This window comes from Nocardioides sp., from assembly GCF_964229035.1.
Lineage (GTDB): Bacteria > Actinomycetota > Actinomycetes > Propionibacteriales > Nocardioidaceae > Nocardioides.
This window is the reverse complement of record NZ_CAXRAZ010000002.1, coordinates 20,128-34,098: the sequence shown is the minus strand read 5'-3', so window position 1 is coordinate 34,098 and position 13,971 is coordinate 20,128. Positions and strand designations below refer to the sequence as shown.

At 74.3% G+C, this 13,971-nt stretch carries 11 protein-coding genes; 8 read left to right on the top strand and 3 right to left on the bottom strand.

Features of this window, described 5'->3' with window-relative positions:
- Positions 1-7 precede the first annotated feature (7 nt).
- The gene (locus ACERUN_RS01035; protein ID WP_370287687.1) at positions 8-1,387 is read left to right on the top strand and encodes a hypothetical protein; all 1,380 of its coding nucleotides are present in this window, start codon (positions 8-10) and stop codon (positions 1,385-1,387) included.
- Complete coding sequence (gene murD, locus ACERUN_RS01030) at positions 1,377-2,717, top strand: UDP-N-acetylmuramoyl-L-alanine--D-glutamate ligase (RefSeq protein ID WP_370287686.1); 1,341 nt, start codon at positions 1,377-1,379, stop codon at positions 2,715-2,717. Before ACERUN_RS01035 ends, murD begins: the two co-directional genes overlap by 11 nt.
- On the opposite strand, the gene ACERUN_RS01025 is transcribed toward murD, so the two are convergent.
- Positions 2,669-3,208 carry a DUF4188 domain-containing protein gene (locus ACERUN_RS01025; protein WP_370287685.1) on the bottom strand — a complete coding sequence of 180 codons (540 nt, stop codon included), beginning with the start codon at positions 3,206-3,208 and terminating at the stop codon, positions 2,669-2,671. The genes murD and ACERUN_RS01025 overlap by 49 nt on opposite strands.
- An 89-nt stretch (positions 3,209-3,297) precedes the next feature.
- Between ACERUN_RS01025 and ACERUN_RS01020 the strand changes: the two genes are divergently transcribed.
- From ACERUN_RS01020 to ACERUN_RS01010, 3 genes are all read left to right on the top strand, one after another.
- Positions 3,298-3,903 (top strand): MerR family transcriptional regulator, encoded by a 606-nt coding sequence (locus tag ACERUN_RS01020; RefSeq protein WP_370287684.1) that lies wholly within the window; start codon positions 3,298-3,300, stop codon positions 3,901-3,903.
- A 184-nt stretch (positions 3,904-4,087) separates the two neighbouring features.
- Complete coding sequence (locus tag ACERUN_RS01015; protein ID WP_370287683.1) at positions 4,088-5,155, top strand: hypothetical protein; 1,068 nt, start codon at positions 4,088-4,090, stop codon at positions 5,153-5,155.
- A complete protein-coding gene (locus ACERUN_RS01010; protein WP_370287682.1) occupies positions 5,152-8,967 on the top strand; it encodes an adenylate/guanylate cyclase domain-containing protein in 3,816 nt (1,271 codons plus the stop codon). Before ACERUN_RS01015 ends, ACERUN_RS01010 begins: the two co-directional genes overlap by 4 nt.
- 51 nt (positions 8,968-9,018) lie before the next feature.
- On the opposite strand, the gene glsA is transcribed toward ACERUN_RS01010, so the two are convergent.
- Both glsA and ACERUN_RS01000 read right to left on the bottom strand, forming a co-directional pair.
- On the bottom strand, positions 9,019-10,935 hold the full coding sequence (gene glsA / locus ACERUN_RS01005) for a glutaminase A (protein WP_372740689.1): 1,917 nt from the start codon (positions 10,933-10,935) through the stop codon (positions 9,019-9,021).
- A 113-nt stretch (positions 10,936-11,048) separates the two neighbouring features.
- A complete protein-coding gene (locus ACERUN_RS01000; protein WP_370287680.1) occupies positions 11,049-11,330 on the bottom strand; it encodes a DUF427 domain-containing protein in 282 nt (93 codons plus the stop codon).
- A gap of 111 nt (positions 11,331-11,441) precedes the next feature.
- Between ACERUN_RS01000 and ACERUN_RS00995 the strand changes: the two genes are divergently transcribed.
- The 3 genes from ACERUN_RS00995 (at position 11,442) to ACERUN_RS00985 (ending at position 13,963) form a co-directional block, all read left to right on the top strand.
- A complete protein-coding gene (locus ACERUN_RS00995; RefSeq protein ID WP_370287679.1) occupies positions 11,442-11,927 on the top strand; it encodes a hypothetical protein in 486 nt (161 codons plus the stop codon).
- 72 nt (positions 11,928-11,999) lie between these two features.
- Entirely contained in the window at positions 12,000-12,539 is a 540-nt protein-coding gene (locus ACERUN_RS00990; protein WP_370287678.1) for a CinA family protein, read from the top strand.
- Entirely contained in the window at positions 12,536-13,963 is a 1,428-nt protein-coding gene (locus ACERUN_RS00985; RefSeq protein WP_370287677.1) for an FAD-dependent oxidoreductase, read from the top strand. The genes ACERUN_RS00990 and ACERUN_RS00985 overlap by 4 nt, the downstream gene beginning before the upstream one ends.
- Positions 13,964-13,971 lie beyond the last annotated feature (8 nt).

Sequence of the window (13,971 nt, the reverse complement as noted above, 5' to 3'; positions counted from 1 at the left end):
CGCCGCCGTGACGGCGACGGAGCAGCGACAAGCGATCGGCGAGCTCGCGTGCCTGGCGCCCCGAGTGGACGGCGGTCGCATCGAGCTCGACTACGTCGGCACCGACACGCAGGGTCGCGAGACCCGCTTCACCGAGGTCGTCGAGCTGCCCGGATCGCTCGACGGCGTGGACGCCGCCACCCGCGACGCCCTGCTGCGGCTGCTCTCGCTGGCGGCCTCGCTCAGCTACTTCAAGGCCTTCGCGCCCGGCCGCATCGTGGTGCCGGACGGCGTCACGGACGTGGAGCGACGCTTCGCCGTCGAGCTCGCCCGCCACGGGCTGGGGGAGTTCGCCTACGTCAACGACCTGCCGGAGGTCTTCGCCACCGAGGTCGTCGGCCCCTCCGGCGACGGTGAGGCCGCCACCTCAGGCGCGCCGGCCTCACCCGGCGGCCCGTCCGACCTCCTGCCCGCTGCCCAGTGCTCGCGCCGCGTGCTGGTCGCGGTGGGCGGCGGCAAGGACTCCATCGTGTCGATCGAGGCGCTGCTGGCCGCCGAGCACGAGGTCGGCCTGTTCTCGGTCAACAGCTACCGCCCCATCGAGGCCACCGCCGAGGTCGCCGAGCGTCCGCTGCTCACCGCGCGCCGCCGGCTCGACCCCGAGCTCTTCCGGCTCAACGCCGAGGGCGCGCCCAACGGCCACGTGCCCGTCACCGCGGTGAACTCGCTCGTGGCCGTGCTCACCGCGCTGGCCCTCGGCTACGACACCGTCGCCTTCAGCAACGAGGCGAGCTCGTCCTACGGCAACGTGGAGTGGCACGGGCAGACCATCAATCACCAGTGGTCGAAGGGCATCGGGTTCGAGCGCCTGCTGCGCGAGGCCCTGCCCGCCGGGGCGCCCACTTACGTGTCGCTGCTGCGCCCGCTCACCGAGCTGCGCATCGCCCGTCGCTTCGCCAGCCACACGAGCTACCACGGCGTCTTCACGAGCTGCAACCGCGCCTTCAAGCTGCAGGAGAGCGAGCGCACGTCGTGGTGCGCCGACTGCCCGAAGTGCCGCTTCGTCTTCCTCTGCCTCGCCCCGTTCCTCGAGCGCGAGGAGCTGCTCGCGATCTTCAGCGGCCGCGACATGTTCGCCGACCCGGCCCAGCACGAGGGCTTCCTCGAGCTGCTCGGCGCCGACGGCCTGCTCAAGCCCTTCGAGTGCGTGGGCGAGCCCGACGAGTGCCGCGTGGCGCTCGGTCTGCTCCTGGAGCACGAGGGCTGGCGCGACCACCCCTTCCTCTCCGCACCGGACGTCGTCGGGCTGGCCGCCACCTCGGCCGCCGACCGCGAGGCGGTGTTCGCCTTCCGCGAGCACGAGCACCTGCTCACTCCCGACCTGGAGGCGGTCGCGCGTGCGGTATGACGACCTCCCCGGTCGGGCGGTCGTCGTGTGGGGCGCAGGGCGCGAGGGGCGTGCGGCTCACACCGAGCTGCGGCGTCGCGGGGTGGACGCCCCGATCCTGCTCACGGGCGCCGCGTCGGTGCCCGACGACCTCGCCGACGTGGCGCTCGCCGGGGAGCCGGCGCTCGAGGCGCTGCTGGCCGCCGACATCGTGGTGAAGTCGCCGGGCGTGCCGCACACCTCGCCCGAGTTCGTCCGCGCCCGCGAGCACGGCGTGGCCGTCACCTCGCTCACCGACCTCTGGCTCGCCGACAACGCCGCCCGAGCCCTGGGCGTCACCGGCACGAAGGGCAAGAGCACGGCGTCGTCGGTGGCCCACCACCTCCTGTGCGAGGTCGGCGTGGCCGCGTCGCTGGTGGGCAACGGCGGCACACCCGTCACCGCCGACGACGCCTCCTCCGCCAGCGTGGCCGTCGCCGAGGTCTCGAGCTACCAGGCGGCCGACCTCGCCTCCTCCCCGCGGGTCGGCATCCTGACCTCGCTCTACCCCGAGCACCTGCCCTGGCACGGCAGCTACGAGCAGTACGTGCACGACAAGCTCAACCTCTTCGCCCACGGCAGCGAGCTGGTCGTCGTCCCCGAGGTGGACGGCGAGCTCGGCGACCTCGTGCGCGCGCGCATCGGCGGCGGGCGGGTGATCGACCCCGCCGCGGTCGGCATCACCGTCGACGAGCGCGGCATCTCCTGGGGCGGGGCCGGAGCCCTCGCGGCGGTGCAGATCCCGCTGGCCGGACGCCACAACCACGTCAACGTCGCGCTGGCGCTCGCCGCGGTGGCGGCGGGCTTCGCCGACGGGGTGGACCGCTCTCGCCTGCTGCGGGCGGTGTCGACGTTCGCGCCGCTCGCGCACCGTCTCGAGCGGGTGCCCGCCCGTGAGGACGACCCCCGCCGCTGGGTCGACGACAGCCTGGCCACCGCCCCCGAGGCCGTCATCGCGGCCCTCGAGACCTTCGCCGAGGTGCCGGTCACGCTGTTGCTCGGCGGTGCCGACCGCGGTCTGTCGTTCGCGCCGCTGCGTGCCTACCTGCCGCGGCGCGCTGCCCACGCGCGCGTCGACGTCGTGGCCCTCGGGCCGGCCGGGCGGCGGTGGCTCGACGAGGGCGGTGCGCCCGGCGTCGTCAGCCGCGAGCTCGGCGACTTCGCCTCCACCCTCGCCGCCCTCCACCGCCGCGACGACGCGTCGTCCACCTCGGCGGTGGTGCTGCTCTCGCCGGGAGCGCCCAGCTTCGACGAGTTCACCAGCTACGAGGAGCGATCGGCGGCCTTCCGGGCCGGCGCGCTGGGCGCCTGAGCCCGCGCCGCGCCCGCGCGCAGCCGCTGGGCGGCGCTGCGCATGCCGGGGCTGGCCGGCACGCTGCCGACGGCGGCGGCGAGACCGCTCGCGGGCATGTCGATGGCGAGGGTCTCGGCCGCCGACACCTCGAAGGTCTCGTGCCACACCCCGACGGCTCCCGGCACCCGCTTGGCGCGCTGGTTGAACGCCGTCCACGCGGGGCGGTGCCGCGCGTCGCGGTCGACGGCGTAGCGGTAGACGTCGTCGCTCGAGCGCCAGTACTGCACGAGCAGGGGCCCCTGCGGGCTGATCGCGTAGCGCGCGCCGAGGAAGCCGGAGTCGGGATCGGCCGAGAGCTCGGCGATCATCGGCCCCATCGCGGCGAAGGTCGGCAGCCAGGCGTCGGGCCGCCACCAGCGGTTGACCCGCATGCCGATGAGGAAGACGCAGAGGCCCTCGCTGTGGCGGGTGTGGTCGTGGGTGTGTCGGCCGCGCCGGATCCGTGTCATGGTGTCCCCTTGGATAGTGTCGGTATCCAATATTGGAGAGTGGCACTATCTGGCTGTCAAGAGGTCGTCGACGAAGTCCGGGAGGTGGCGTGCGGATCTCGCAGCTCGCCGAGCGCAGCGGCGTGCCGGTGGCGACGCTGAAGTACTACCTCCGCGAGGGCCTCGTGCCGCCGGGGGAGGCGACCTCGGCGACGCAGGCGGTCTACGGCCAGGAGCACCTCGACCGCGTCGCCCTGGTGCGCGCGCTGCTCGGGCCGGGTGGGCTCTCCGTGGCGCGGGCGCGCGTCGTCCTCGAGGTCGTGGACGACGACCGCCTGACCGTCATCGACGCCCTCGCCACCGCCAGCGCGCAGCTGCCCGGGCCCGCCGGCGACGAGCAGCCCGACACCGCGGCGGTGCGCGAGCACCTCGAGCGATGGGGCTGGGTGGTCGACCCCGCCTCGCCCGCGCTGCGTGACCTCGCCGTGGCGCTGGCTGCCTTCGAGGCGGCCGGTTTCGAGATGCGCACCGACTACCTCGACCGCTACGCCGAGGCCGCGCGAGCGCTCGGGGCCATCGACGTGGCCGAAGTGCCCGGCGACTCGCGGGCGGGCGCCGTGCGGCACGCGGTGATCGGCACGCTGCTCGTCGAGCCGGTGCTGATCGCGCTGCGGCGCCTGGCTCAGCAGGACGCCGCGGTGCGCCGGTTCTGCTGAGCCCTGCTGTCGGCACGGCCGGGTTGCGCTCGCGTTGCGCATTCCGGTGACGCCGGCTCCAGGGGCCCGGCAGAATGAGCCCGCGGGCATGCCTCGGGGGTCCGCCGCGCGGCCGGCCTGCGCTCGGGAACGGTGGCGACCGTGAGTTCTGCTCCCACTGCTCCGCCCCTCAGGAGACCCCCCTGTGAACGATCGCTCCCGTCCGTCCCTGCCCGCTCCGCGCCGCCGCCTGCTGGGCGTGGCTGCGGCACTCGCCACCGTCGCGGCCTCGGCGCTCGTCGCGCTCGGTCCGGTCGCGCCCGCATCGGCCGCCCCCGGCCTGCTCGGTGGCTACGCCGTGAGCGCCACGCCGACGAGCGCTCCGGTGAACTCCCCGGCCCTCGTCAGCGTCACCGTGACCAACAGCGCCACCAGCATCTCGCCGCTGCGCACCGTGACCCTCACCCTGCCGACCACCCTCACCGACGTCGCCGTGCCGACCACCGTGCGCGCCAGCAACGGGGCCCGGTGGAACGTCGTCCGGGTCGGGCGCCAGGTGCGCGCCACCGGCGGCTCGCTCGCCGCCCGACAGTCGCTCACGCTGCCCGTGCTGGCGACGCCGAGGACCCAGGGGCCCGTCGTCCTCGACACCGCGGCCGGCACCGGCCTCGTGCTGCTCGACCTGCTCGGCGCGGTCGGCCAGAGCAACAGCGACCCGGTCCTGACCGTGACGCCGCCCGTGCCGGCGGGCACCGCGGTCGTCGGCTGCGCCCCGGGTGCGGGCTATCCGACCGGCTGCTCCACCGCGGGCACCGGAGTCGACCTCACCGGCACCGCCCCGGGCGCGAGCACCTACGTGGCCTCTCTCGATCCCGGCCCGCAGCCCGACGTCCTCGTGGCGCGCATCGAGAACACGCCCGCGGGCGACCCGCGGCGCCTGCTGTGCCAGACCGCGGACGACGCGCTGGTCTTCGACTCCTTCAACCGCAGCAAGCACATCGTCGAGACCCGCTACGGGTTCGGCAGCACCGCGGTCTGCTTCGGCACCCCGACCCCCTTCCTGGCCGACGACGGCGAGGGCGGGGTGCGCACCGCGACGTTCAACCCGGCCTCGGGGCTCTACGAGGACCGACTGCCGGACTGCTCGGCGCTGAACCCGACCCAGCGCCCGTCCCTGCCGTGCGTCGAGAGCGTGGCGTTCGACCCCAACGAGGGGCCGGTCACGATCACGATCTACGCGCCGCCGGGTGATCCGAGGGCCACCAACGGGTGACCCCACCGTCGGCTGCGTCGTCGCAGCTCCTGCCCTACGTCCCCCGGCTGGTCGTCGACTGGCTCGCGACCACGCCGGGGGTCGAGGCTCGCACGCTCGACGGCACGCTGATGTTCGCCGACATCTCGGGTTTCACCGCGCTCACCGAGCGCCTGTCGCGGCGCGGCAAGGCCGGCGCCGAGGAGATGGGCGAGGCCCTCAACGCGACCTTCGACCACCTGCTCGCCGATGCCTACGAGCACGGAGCGGGCCTGCTCAAGTGGGGCGGCGACGCCGTCCTGCTGGCCTTCGAGGGTCGGGGGCACGCGGCCCGCGCCTGCCGATCGGCACGCCTGATGCAGCGCACGATCGCGGACGTGGGTCGCCTGCGCACCTCGGCCGGTCCGGTGCGCCTGGGCATGTCGATCGGCGTGCACACGGGCTCCGTGGACCTCCTCCTGCCGCACACGCCCACCCGCGAGCTCCTGGTCGTCGGCCCGGCCGCCACCGCGGTGACGACGATGGAGAAGCACGCCGAGCGCGGCCAGGTGGTGGTGTCGGCCTCCACCGCCCAGGCACTGCAGCGCGAGACGGGGGTCGCGTGCCGACGCCCGGTCGGCCCGGGGTTCCTGCTCGAGGACGACGTCGAGATCCTCGACCGCCTCGCCACCGTGCGGCCGGTGGAGCCCGGCAGCGTCGACCTCGGCCGCGCGATGGAACCCTCGCTCGCCGCCCACGTGATCGACGGTCCGGTGGCGCCCGAGCACCGACGGATCGCTGTCGGCTTCGTGCGTTTCTCCGGCGTCGACGACCTCTTCGCGCGCTCGGGTCGCGACGGCGTCCTCGAGGCGCTGCGCACGCTGCTGGCGCGCACGCAGACCGCGGTGGCCGCCCACGAGGTGACCCTGCTCTCGACCGACGTCGACGCCGACGGCGGCAAGCTCATCGTCGTCTCCGGTGCGCCGCGCTCCACCGGCGACGACGAGGCGCGGGTGCTCGCGGCGGTGCACGAGATCATGGACGACGACGGCCCGCTGACCCTGCGTGCGGGCGTCAACCACGGACGGGTCTTCGCGGGCGACTACGGACCGGCCTACCGCCGCGTCTACTCGGTGGCCGGCGACTGCGTGAACCTCGCGGCGCGGCTCATGGCTGCTGCCGATCCGGGACAGATCCGAACCCTGCGCTCCGTGCTCGATCGCAGCCGCACCGAGTACGACGCCGTCGAACTGCCCGCCTTCGAGGCCAAGGGCAAGAGCGAGCCGGTGAGGTCGTGGGCCGTGGGCGAGCCCCGCTCGGCTCCCGCGGTGCTGCGCGCCCCGATGATCGGGCGCGAGGACGAGCTCAGCGTGCTCCTCACCGAGGCGCAGGCGACCCGGTCGGTCGGACGTGTGCTGAGGCTCAGTGCCGAGCGGGGCATGGGCAAGAGCCGACTGGTCGAGGAGCTGCTGCTGCGCTCGCCCTTCAAGGTGCTGCGGATGACGGGGGAGCCCTACGCCGCCACCACGCCCTACGCCCCCTGGCGCCGGGTGATGCGCCACGCGCTCGACCTGCCGGCGGACGCGCCCGCCGACGCCGTCGCAGCGGAGCTGATGCGCCATGGGGAACGACGCGCCGACCTGGCCGGCTGGCTGCCGCTGATCGGCTCCGTCGCCGGTGTCGACCTGCCGGTGACCGAGGCGATCTCCGCGCTCGATCCGCGCTTCCGTCAGCGGGTCCTCGAGGAGCAGGCGACGATCTGGCTCAGCCGCAACCTGCCGGGGCCCGTCGTCCTCGTGTTCGAGGACCTCCACCTCATGGACCAGGCCTCGCTGTCGCTGCTGCAGCGCTTCATCGACACCGCGGACGAGCGCACCTGGCTGGTGGTGGTGGTGCATCCGCGCGAGCTCGAGGTGCCGGTGGCCTTCCCGGCCGAGCACGTCGTCCTGGAGCTCCCTCCTCTCAGCGACGACGCGGCGCTGGCGCTGCTGCACCAGTCCCGTGCCGACCGGGTGGTCCCGCCCCATCGGCTCGACGAGGTCGTCCGCCGCGCCCGCGGCAATCCGCTCTTCCTCACCGAGCTGCTCGCTGCGGTCCTGGCGGGCACCGACGTGGCCGACCTGCCGGCCGGTGTGGAGCAGCTCGCTGCGGCCCGCATCGACCGACTCCCGCCGCGGGCGCGACGGGTCGTGCGTGCGGTCGCGGTGCTCGGTGCCGGTGTCGAGCGCGACCTCCTGGAGGAGGTGCTCGGGATGCCCGTGGACCTCGAGGGCATCGAGGACTTCGTGGTGGCCGCGGGGGACGGCCGGCTCGACTTCACCCATCCCGTGCTGCGCGAGGCCGCCTACGAGGGGTTGCCCTACGGCCGCCGGCGCGACCTGCACGCCGCCGCCGCGGCGGCCATCCGACGTCGACAGGGGGACATGGTCGAGGAGGTGGACGCGGTGCTCAGCGAGCACCACCTGGCCGCGCACGACTGGGGCTCCGCGTGGGAGTGCTCGGTGCGCGCAGGAGAGGCGGCTCGGCGCAGCAACGCCCCGCAGGAGGCGCTGCTGCTGTTCGAGCGGGCACTGCGTGCCGCGCGTGGAGGTGCGGAGGTGACGGCCGAGCAGCGTCGCGAGGTGGAGGTGGCCGTCGGCGACCTGGCCTACTCCCTCGGCGACTTCGACACCGCCCACGCGGCCTTCGGACGCGCGCGGCGCTCGCTGAGAGCCCTCGTCGCGCGCGGTGCCTCGGGTGCCGGAGCGCCGGACGCGCTGGTGGAGCTCGCCGACCTCGGGCTGCGCACCGCGAGGGTGATGGAGCGCCACGGCCGTCTCTCGCAGGCACTGGCCTGGCTGACCCGCGCCGAGGGCGAGCTGGGCGCGCGCGAGGACCGGTCCGCCACGGCGGCGCGGTCGCGCATCCTGGCACGCGCCGGGTGGATCCGCTACCTGCAGGGGCACCCGTCGACGGCGCTGCGTCTGATCCGGCGCGCCGAGCAGGCGGCGGAGGAGGCGGGCGAGGCGGCCGCCCTCGCGTTCGCGCTGCGGGTGCACGACCTCGTCGAGATCGATCTGGGCCGGCTCTCGGAGTCGCCGCACGGGGTGCGGGCGCTGGCCCTGCTCGGCCCCTTCGCCGACCAGGCCGAGCGCGGACACACCCACAGCTGTCTGGGCGTGCGCGCCTACCACCAGGGCGACTGGGCTGAGGCGGCCTCGCACTACCGCAAGGCGCAGGAGTGCTACCGCCGCGCCGGCGACCGGTGGCAGTCGGCGGTGATGGAGGTCAACCTCGCCGAGCTGCTCATTGATCGCGGGCGCACGGGCGAGGGCGCGGAACTGGTGAGCAGGACCCTGCCGGTCTGGGAGTCGGCCGGTCAGCCGGCCGAGGTCGCCTTCGGTCGGATGCTGCTCGGCCGCGCCGCACTCGCCGAAGGGCGCTTCGACGACGCGCGCGAGGAGCTGCGGACGGCGTCCACGCTGTTCGAGGACGCGGGCGAGCGCGGCTCGCTACGGCAGGTCGCCACCTGCCTGGCCGAGATCGACGTGCGCAGTGGACGACCGGCGGTCGCCATCGACGCGATCTCCGGTCTCATCACCTCCTCGCCGCCGGGGGACCAGGGGATCGTCACGCTGGAGCGACTGCGGGGCGAGGCGCTCGTGCTGCTGGGCCACCTCGCCCAGGGCACCGAGGCGATCGAGCACTCGATCCGCCTGGCCCGGTCCCGCGGAGCGGTGCACGAGGTGGCGCTGGGCCTCGACGCCCTCGACCGCCACGGTGTCGTGCTCGGGACGGCGGCGCGCGCCGAGCGCGACGCCATCTGCGCCCGGCTCGGCATCGTGCTGCAGGCCGCGCCCGCGGCCGCCGGGTGAGCGGGCGCGGCGGCCGGTGATCGCCACGCCGCGCGGTGCTGCGGCGCTGCGTCAGGACTGCAGTGCGGCGATCGCCCGGTTCGCGTTGCGCAGCCGCGCGGCGAGGCTGCGCGCCATGCCCTGGTAGAGGTGCGCCACCAGCGACGGGTGGGTCTCGCGCAGCCCAGCGAGATCGTCGACCGTGAGGGTGAGGGTCACGAGTCCCTCCTCGGCGATCACGCGGGTCGACCGCGTGCCGCCGTCGATGGCGGCCACCTCGCCGAAGGAGGTGCCGGGCACGACCGTGATGAGGCGGCTCCAGCGCTCGCCGGACTCTCCGGTGCGCAGCGCCACGGTCGCCTGCCCGGCCATCACGAAGTGCAGCCGGTCCGCCGGGTCGCCCTCGTCGAACACGATCGCCCCGGCGTCGTAGCGGTGTTCCTGCATGAGCGGGGCGAGGACGGCGACGTCCTCGGGGGTCATGTCGTGGAGCAGCTCCTGGTCGGCGAGCTCTCGCGCACCGCTGTCGGCCTCGACGCCGAGCGCCTCGGTCAGCAGCGACGTCTCCGCCCACTCGAGGGCGGCGTCCTGGCTCTCGAAGAGGGTCGCGCCTGCGTCGGCCAGCGCGCCGGCGAGGGGCAGCACCGCCGGCGCGACGACGGCGGTCGCCAGACCGTCGTGGGCACGCCCGGCGACCAGCGCCTCGAAGAGCCGCGCCGCAGCGGTGTCGACGGTGGCGGCGCGGCGCATGTCGAGCACCGCCCAGCGGCAGTCGTCGTCGGCGAGCGCCGTGCGCAGCACGGCCTCGGCGGTGAGGAAGGTCTGGTCGCTGAGCAGCTCGTAGAGCCGGATCGCGCCTCCCTGCTGCTCGAGCACGGCCTGGTGCTCGGGCGTGCGGCTGAGGTTGGAGCGCACCTCCGCGCCCGAGCGAGCGCGCATGGTGGGCGGTCCGGGGCTCGCGTCCGAGCCGAGCACGTGCAGGCCGAGGCGCTGCGAGAGCTGCTCGCAGGCCGCGATGCCCCGCACGCTGTTGCCGCGGCGGTCCAGGCGCGGGCTCCACAGCCCGATGCCGAGGCGGTCGCTCAGCGCGACGGCGATGCCGCCGGAGACGCCGGACTTGGCGGGCAGGCCCACGCGGTACATCCACTCGCCCGCGTAGTCGTACATGCCGCAGGTGCTCATCACGGCCAGGACGCGGCTGACGTACTCCGGCGCCAGCACCTCCTCGCCCGTCACCGGGTTGCGGCCGCCGTTGGAGAGCGTCGCCGACATGACCGCGAGGTCGCGGGCGGTGACCAGCAGCGAGCACTGTCGGAAGTAGACGTCGAGCGCGGTGTCGACGTCGCCGGACAGCGCACCCACCGTGCGCATGAAGTAGGCGATCGCGCGGTTGCGGTCGCCCGTCTCGGTCTCGCTGCGGTACACCGCGTCGTCCACGTGCAGCTCACGGCCGGCGAAGGCGGAGAGGTGGGCGCGGATGCGCTCGAACTGCTCGTTGCCGTCGCGACCCTCCACGAGGCTCGCCGCGACGATTGCACCGGCGTTGACCATCGGGTTGTACGGGCGCCCGGTCTCCTGGTCGACCGTGATGGAGTTGAACGGGTCGCCGGTGGGCTCCACGCCGATCGCCTCGAGCACCGCCGAGAGCCCGCGGTCGGCGAGCGTCAGCGAGTAGACGAAGGGCTTGGAGACCGACTGGATCGTGAACTCCTCGCGGGCGTCGCCCGCCTCGTACACGTGGCCGTCCAGCGTCGCCAGCGCGATCCCGAAGGCGTCGGCGGGCGCCTTCGACAGCTCGGGGATGTAGTCGGCCACCTCGCCGCCGCGCACCTCGACGAGCGAGCGGTGCAGGTCGCCCAGCATCACGTCGACAGGTCCGACGCCGCGCGGGCGCACCGAAGCCGAGGCCGGTACCGAGGACGACGCGGGGTCGGCACCGCCCATCGCATCGTGGTCTGCGGTGGCAGGGCGTGGCGGCGCGGTCGTCACGGGTCGATTCCTCCTGGGGGTTGGACGAATCCCGAGATGCCACCAGTGAATCCGAGGCGTGTTTCAGCCGCGTTACCGAGTCGCTAAGGGCGGTGCCCGCCGCCCCGGCGAGGTCAGTCGGTGATCTCGACGCCGCGCCAGAACGCCACCCGGTCGGCCACCTGCTCGGCGCCCTTCAGCGGCTGCGGGTAGTACCAGACGGCGTCCGGGTTCTTCTGCCCGTCGACGACCAGCGAGTAGTAGGAGGCGTCGCCCTTCCACGGGCAGTGCGTGTGGGTGTCGGAGGACTCGATCAGGCTGTCGTCGAGCGAGGTGCGGGGGAAGTAGTGGTTGTTCTCGACCACGACCGTGTCGTCGCTCTCGGCCACCACGGTGCCGTTCCAGATCGCCTTCATGTGTCGCCTCCTGGTTGTGGGCCGGGCCGGAGCGCGGCGGTTTCGGTGCAGCGCCGGGACGGGTCGCTCGGCGGCCCCGTCCACGGTAGCGACTGCCCTACGATCCACTCCGTGACCGCCGCCGTTCCGCCCGTGCCCTCCACCGCTCCCACCGGACCTACGGGCCGGGCCACCCTGCTGCTGATGATCCCGCTCAACCTGACGCTCGTGGCGTGGCTCTGGATCGGCCGCCTGGTCTTCGGCGTCTTCGGGTGGTTCGCGCTCGTGCTGATCCCGGTCGTGCTCATCGCGCTCGTGGCGCTGCTCATCACCACCGTGCTCGCCCTCACGCAGAAGCGGCGACCACTGGGGCTGAGCCGTGCGGAGCGGCGCTGGCAGTGGACGGTGTGGACCGCCCTGTTCGTCGGTGGTGCGGTGCTGCCCGACTTCGGCGACACCGCCGACAGCCAGCGCTCGCTGCTCACGCAGGTCTTCGGCTTCTCCGACGCGCTGTTCCAGGTGAGCTTCACCATCGCGGGCGTGGCCGCGGTGGTGGCCGTCGCCGCCTGGGTCGGGCTGTTCGTCAGCCTGCTGCACGGTCACCGCGCGCGGACCTGACCCAGGAGCCCGCCGCCGCATGAGCGCGCGGGCCGAGGGGTACGGGGCGGCTCCCGACGAGAGGAGCCCCCCGTGGCAGCGCGTGACCACCTGGTCGACCGGCTCGAGGACCGTGTCGTCGAGATCGCCGACCTGGCCGAGGAACACGGCCGCAGCATCGCGGCCGCCGAATCGCTCACCAGCGGTCGTCTCGCAGCGGTGCTCGGTGCGGGTCCCGAGGCGAGCCTCTGGTGGCGCGGGGGCGTGGTGGCCTACTCGCCCGAGGTGAAGTTCGACGTCCTCGGAGTGCGCCCCGGCCCGGTCAACTGCGCCGAGTGCGCCGAGCAGATGGCCCGCGGCGTGCGGACCCTCATCGGCGCCGACCTCGCGATCGCCACCACCGGCGTGGGCGGCCCGGGCGAGGACGAGGGAGTGCCCGAGGGCACCGTCTTCGTCGCCGTGGACGACGGCCGCTCGACGTCGGTGCAGGAGCTGCACCTTGAGGGCGACCCCGAGCAGGTGCTCGAGGCGGCGGTCGAGGCGGCGCTCGAGCGGTTGCGCGACGCGCTGCAGCATGCGGCGCAGGACGTGCTCGGCGCCGGGTCGGACGCCGGCGAGGGGGCGGGCGCATGAGCTCGCTGTGGTGGGACCGCGGTGCGCGCAGGATCGACGTGCAGGACGCCCCGCTGCCCGAGGAGGTCGACGACCTCGTGGTGGGGGCGGGACTCACGGGGCTCGTCGCCGCGCTGCTGCTGGCGCGTGCCGGTCGGCGCGTCGCCGTCGTCGAGGCCCGGCACGTCGGAGCGGTGACGAGCGGGCGCACGACGGCCAAGATCTCGCTGCTGCAGGCGACCAAGCTGAGCCGCATCCGCTCCCGTCACCCGGCATCGGTCGTGCACGACTACGTGGCCGCCAACCGGCACGCGATGACCTGGCTCCTCGAGCTCGCCGGCGACCTCGGCGTGCCGGTGCAGCGCGCGGACGCGGTGACCTTCGCCGGCACCTCCCAGCAGGTCGGTGCGGTGCAGCGCGAGGCCCGGCTGGCGGCGTCCTCGGGGCTGGCGGTGCGATGGCAGGGGCACTGGGACGGACCGGTCGAGAACCATGGCGCCGCCGTACTCACCGACCAGGCGCAGTGCGACCCCGTCGAGCTCCTGGCAGCGCTCGTACGAGAGGCTCAGGACGCCGGCGCCACGGTGCACGAGGGGTGTCGGCTGACGCACCTCTCGCTCGCCGGGCGCCCCGAGGCGCGCCTGGGCGACGGCTCGACGGTGCGTGCTCAGGAGGTCGTTCTCGCCACCGGCACGCCCGTGCTGGACCGCGGTCTGCACTTCGCGCGGCTGAAGGCCGAGCGCAGCTACCTGCTCGCCTTCACGGGCATCGAGGGTGTCGAGGCGATGGCGATCTCGGCCGGTGAGCCGACGCGCTCGTTGCGGGCCGTGCCGGCCACGGAGTCGCGACCGGCGCACGTGCTGGTGGGCGGCGCGGGGCACCCGACCGGGCGGGCACGATCGGAGCGCGGAGGCCTGGACGCTTTGCGCGGTTGGGTCGCCGAGACCTTCCCGGGCTCCGTCGAGACGCATGCGTGGTCGGCGCAGGACTACCGCTCCTTCAGCGCGTTGCCGCTCGTGGGAGCGGTGCCCCTCGGCGGGGGCCGCGTCCACGTGGCCACCGGCTACGACAAGTGGGGCATGACGAACGCGGTGGCCTCCGCGCACCACTTGGTCGACGGGATCCTCGGCCGGCCGAGCGGTACGTGGCCCCGCGTCGGCCTGCCCTCGCTGCGATCGCTGGCGGCCGTGATGGGCCTCAACGCCGAGGTGGCCGAGCAACTGGTCACCGGATGGCTGCGCCCGCCGCGCGAGGAGGCCGCCGCCTGCGGCGTGGTCGGCGTGTGCACCCACCTCGGCGGTCGAGTGCGACGCAACGACGCCGAGGGCTCGTGGGACTGCCCGCTGCACGGCTCGCGCTTCGCTGCTGAGGGCGAGGTGCTCGAGGGACCGGCCACCCGGGCGCTCCCGCGCACGGATCAGCCGCGCGCTGGCGGCGGGGTGTGATCGCCGCC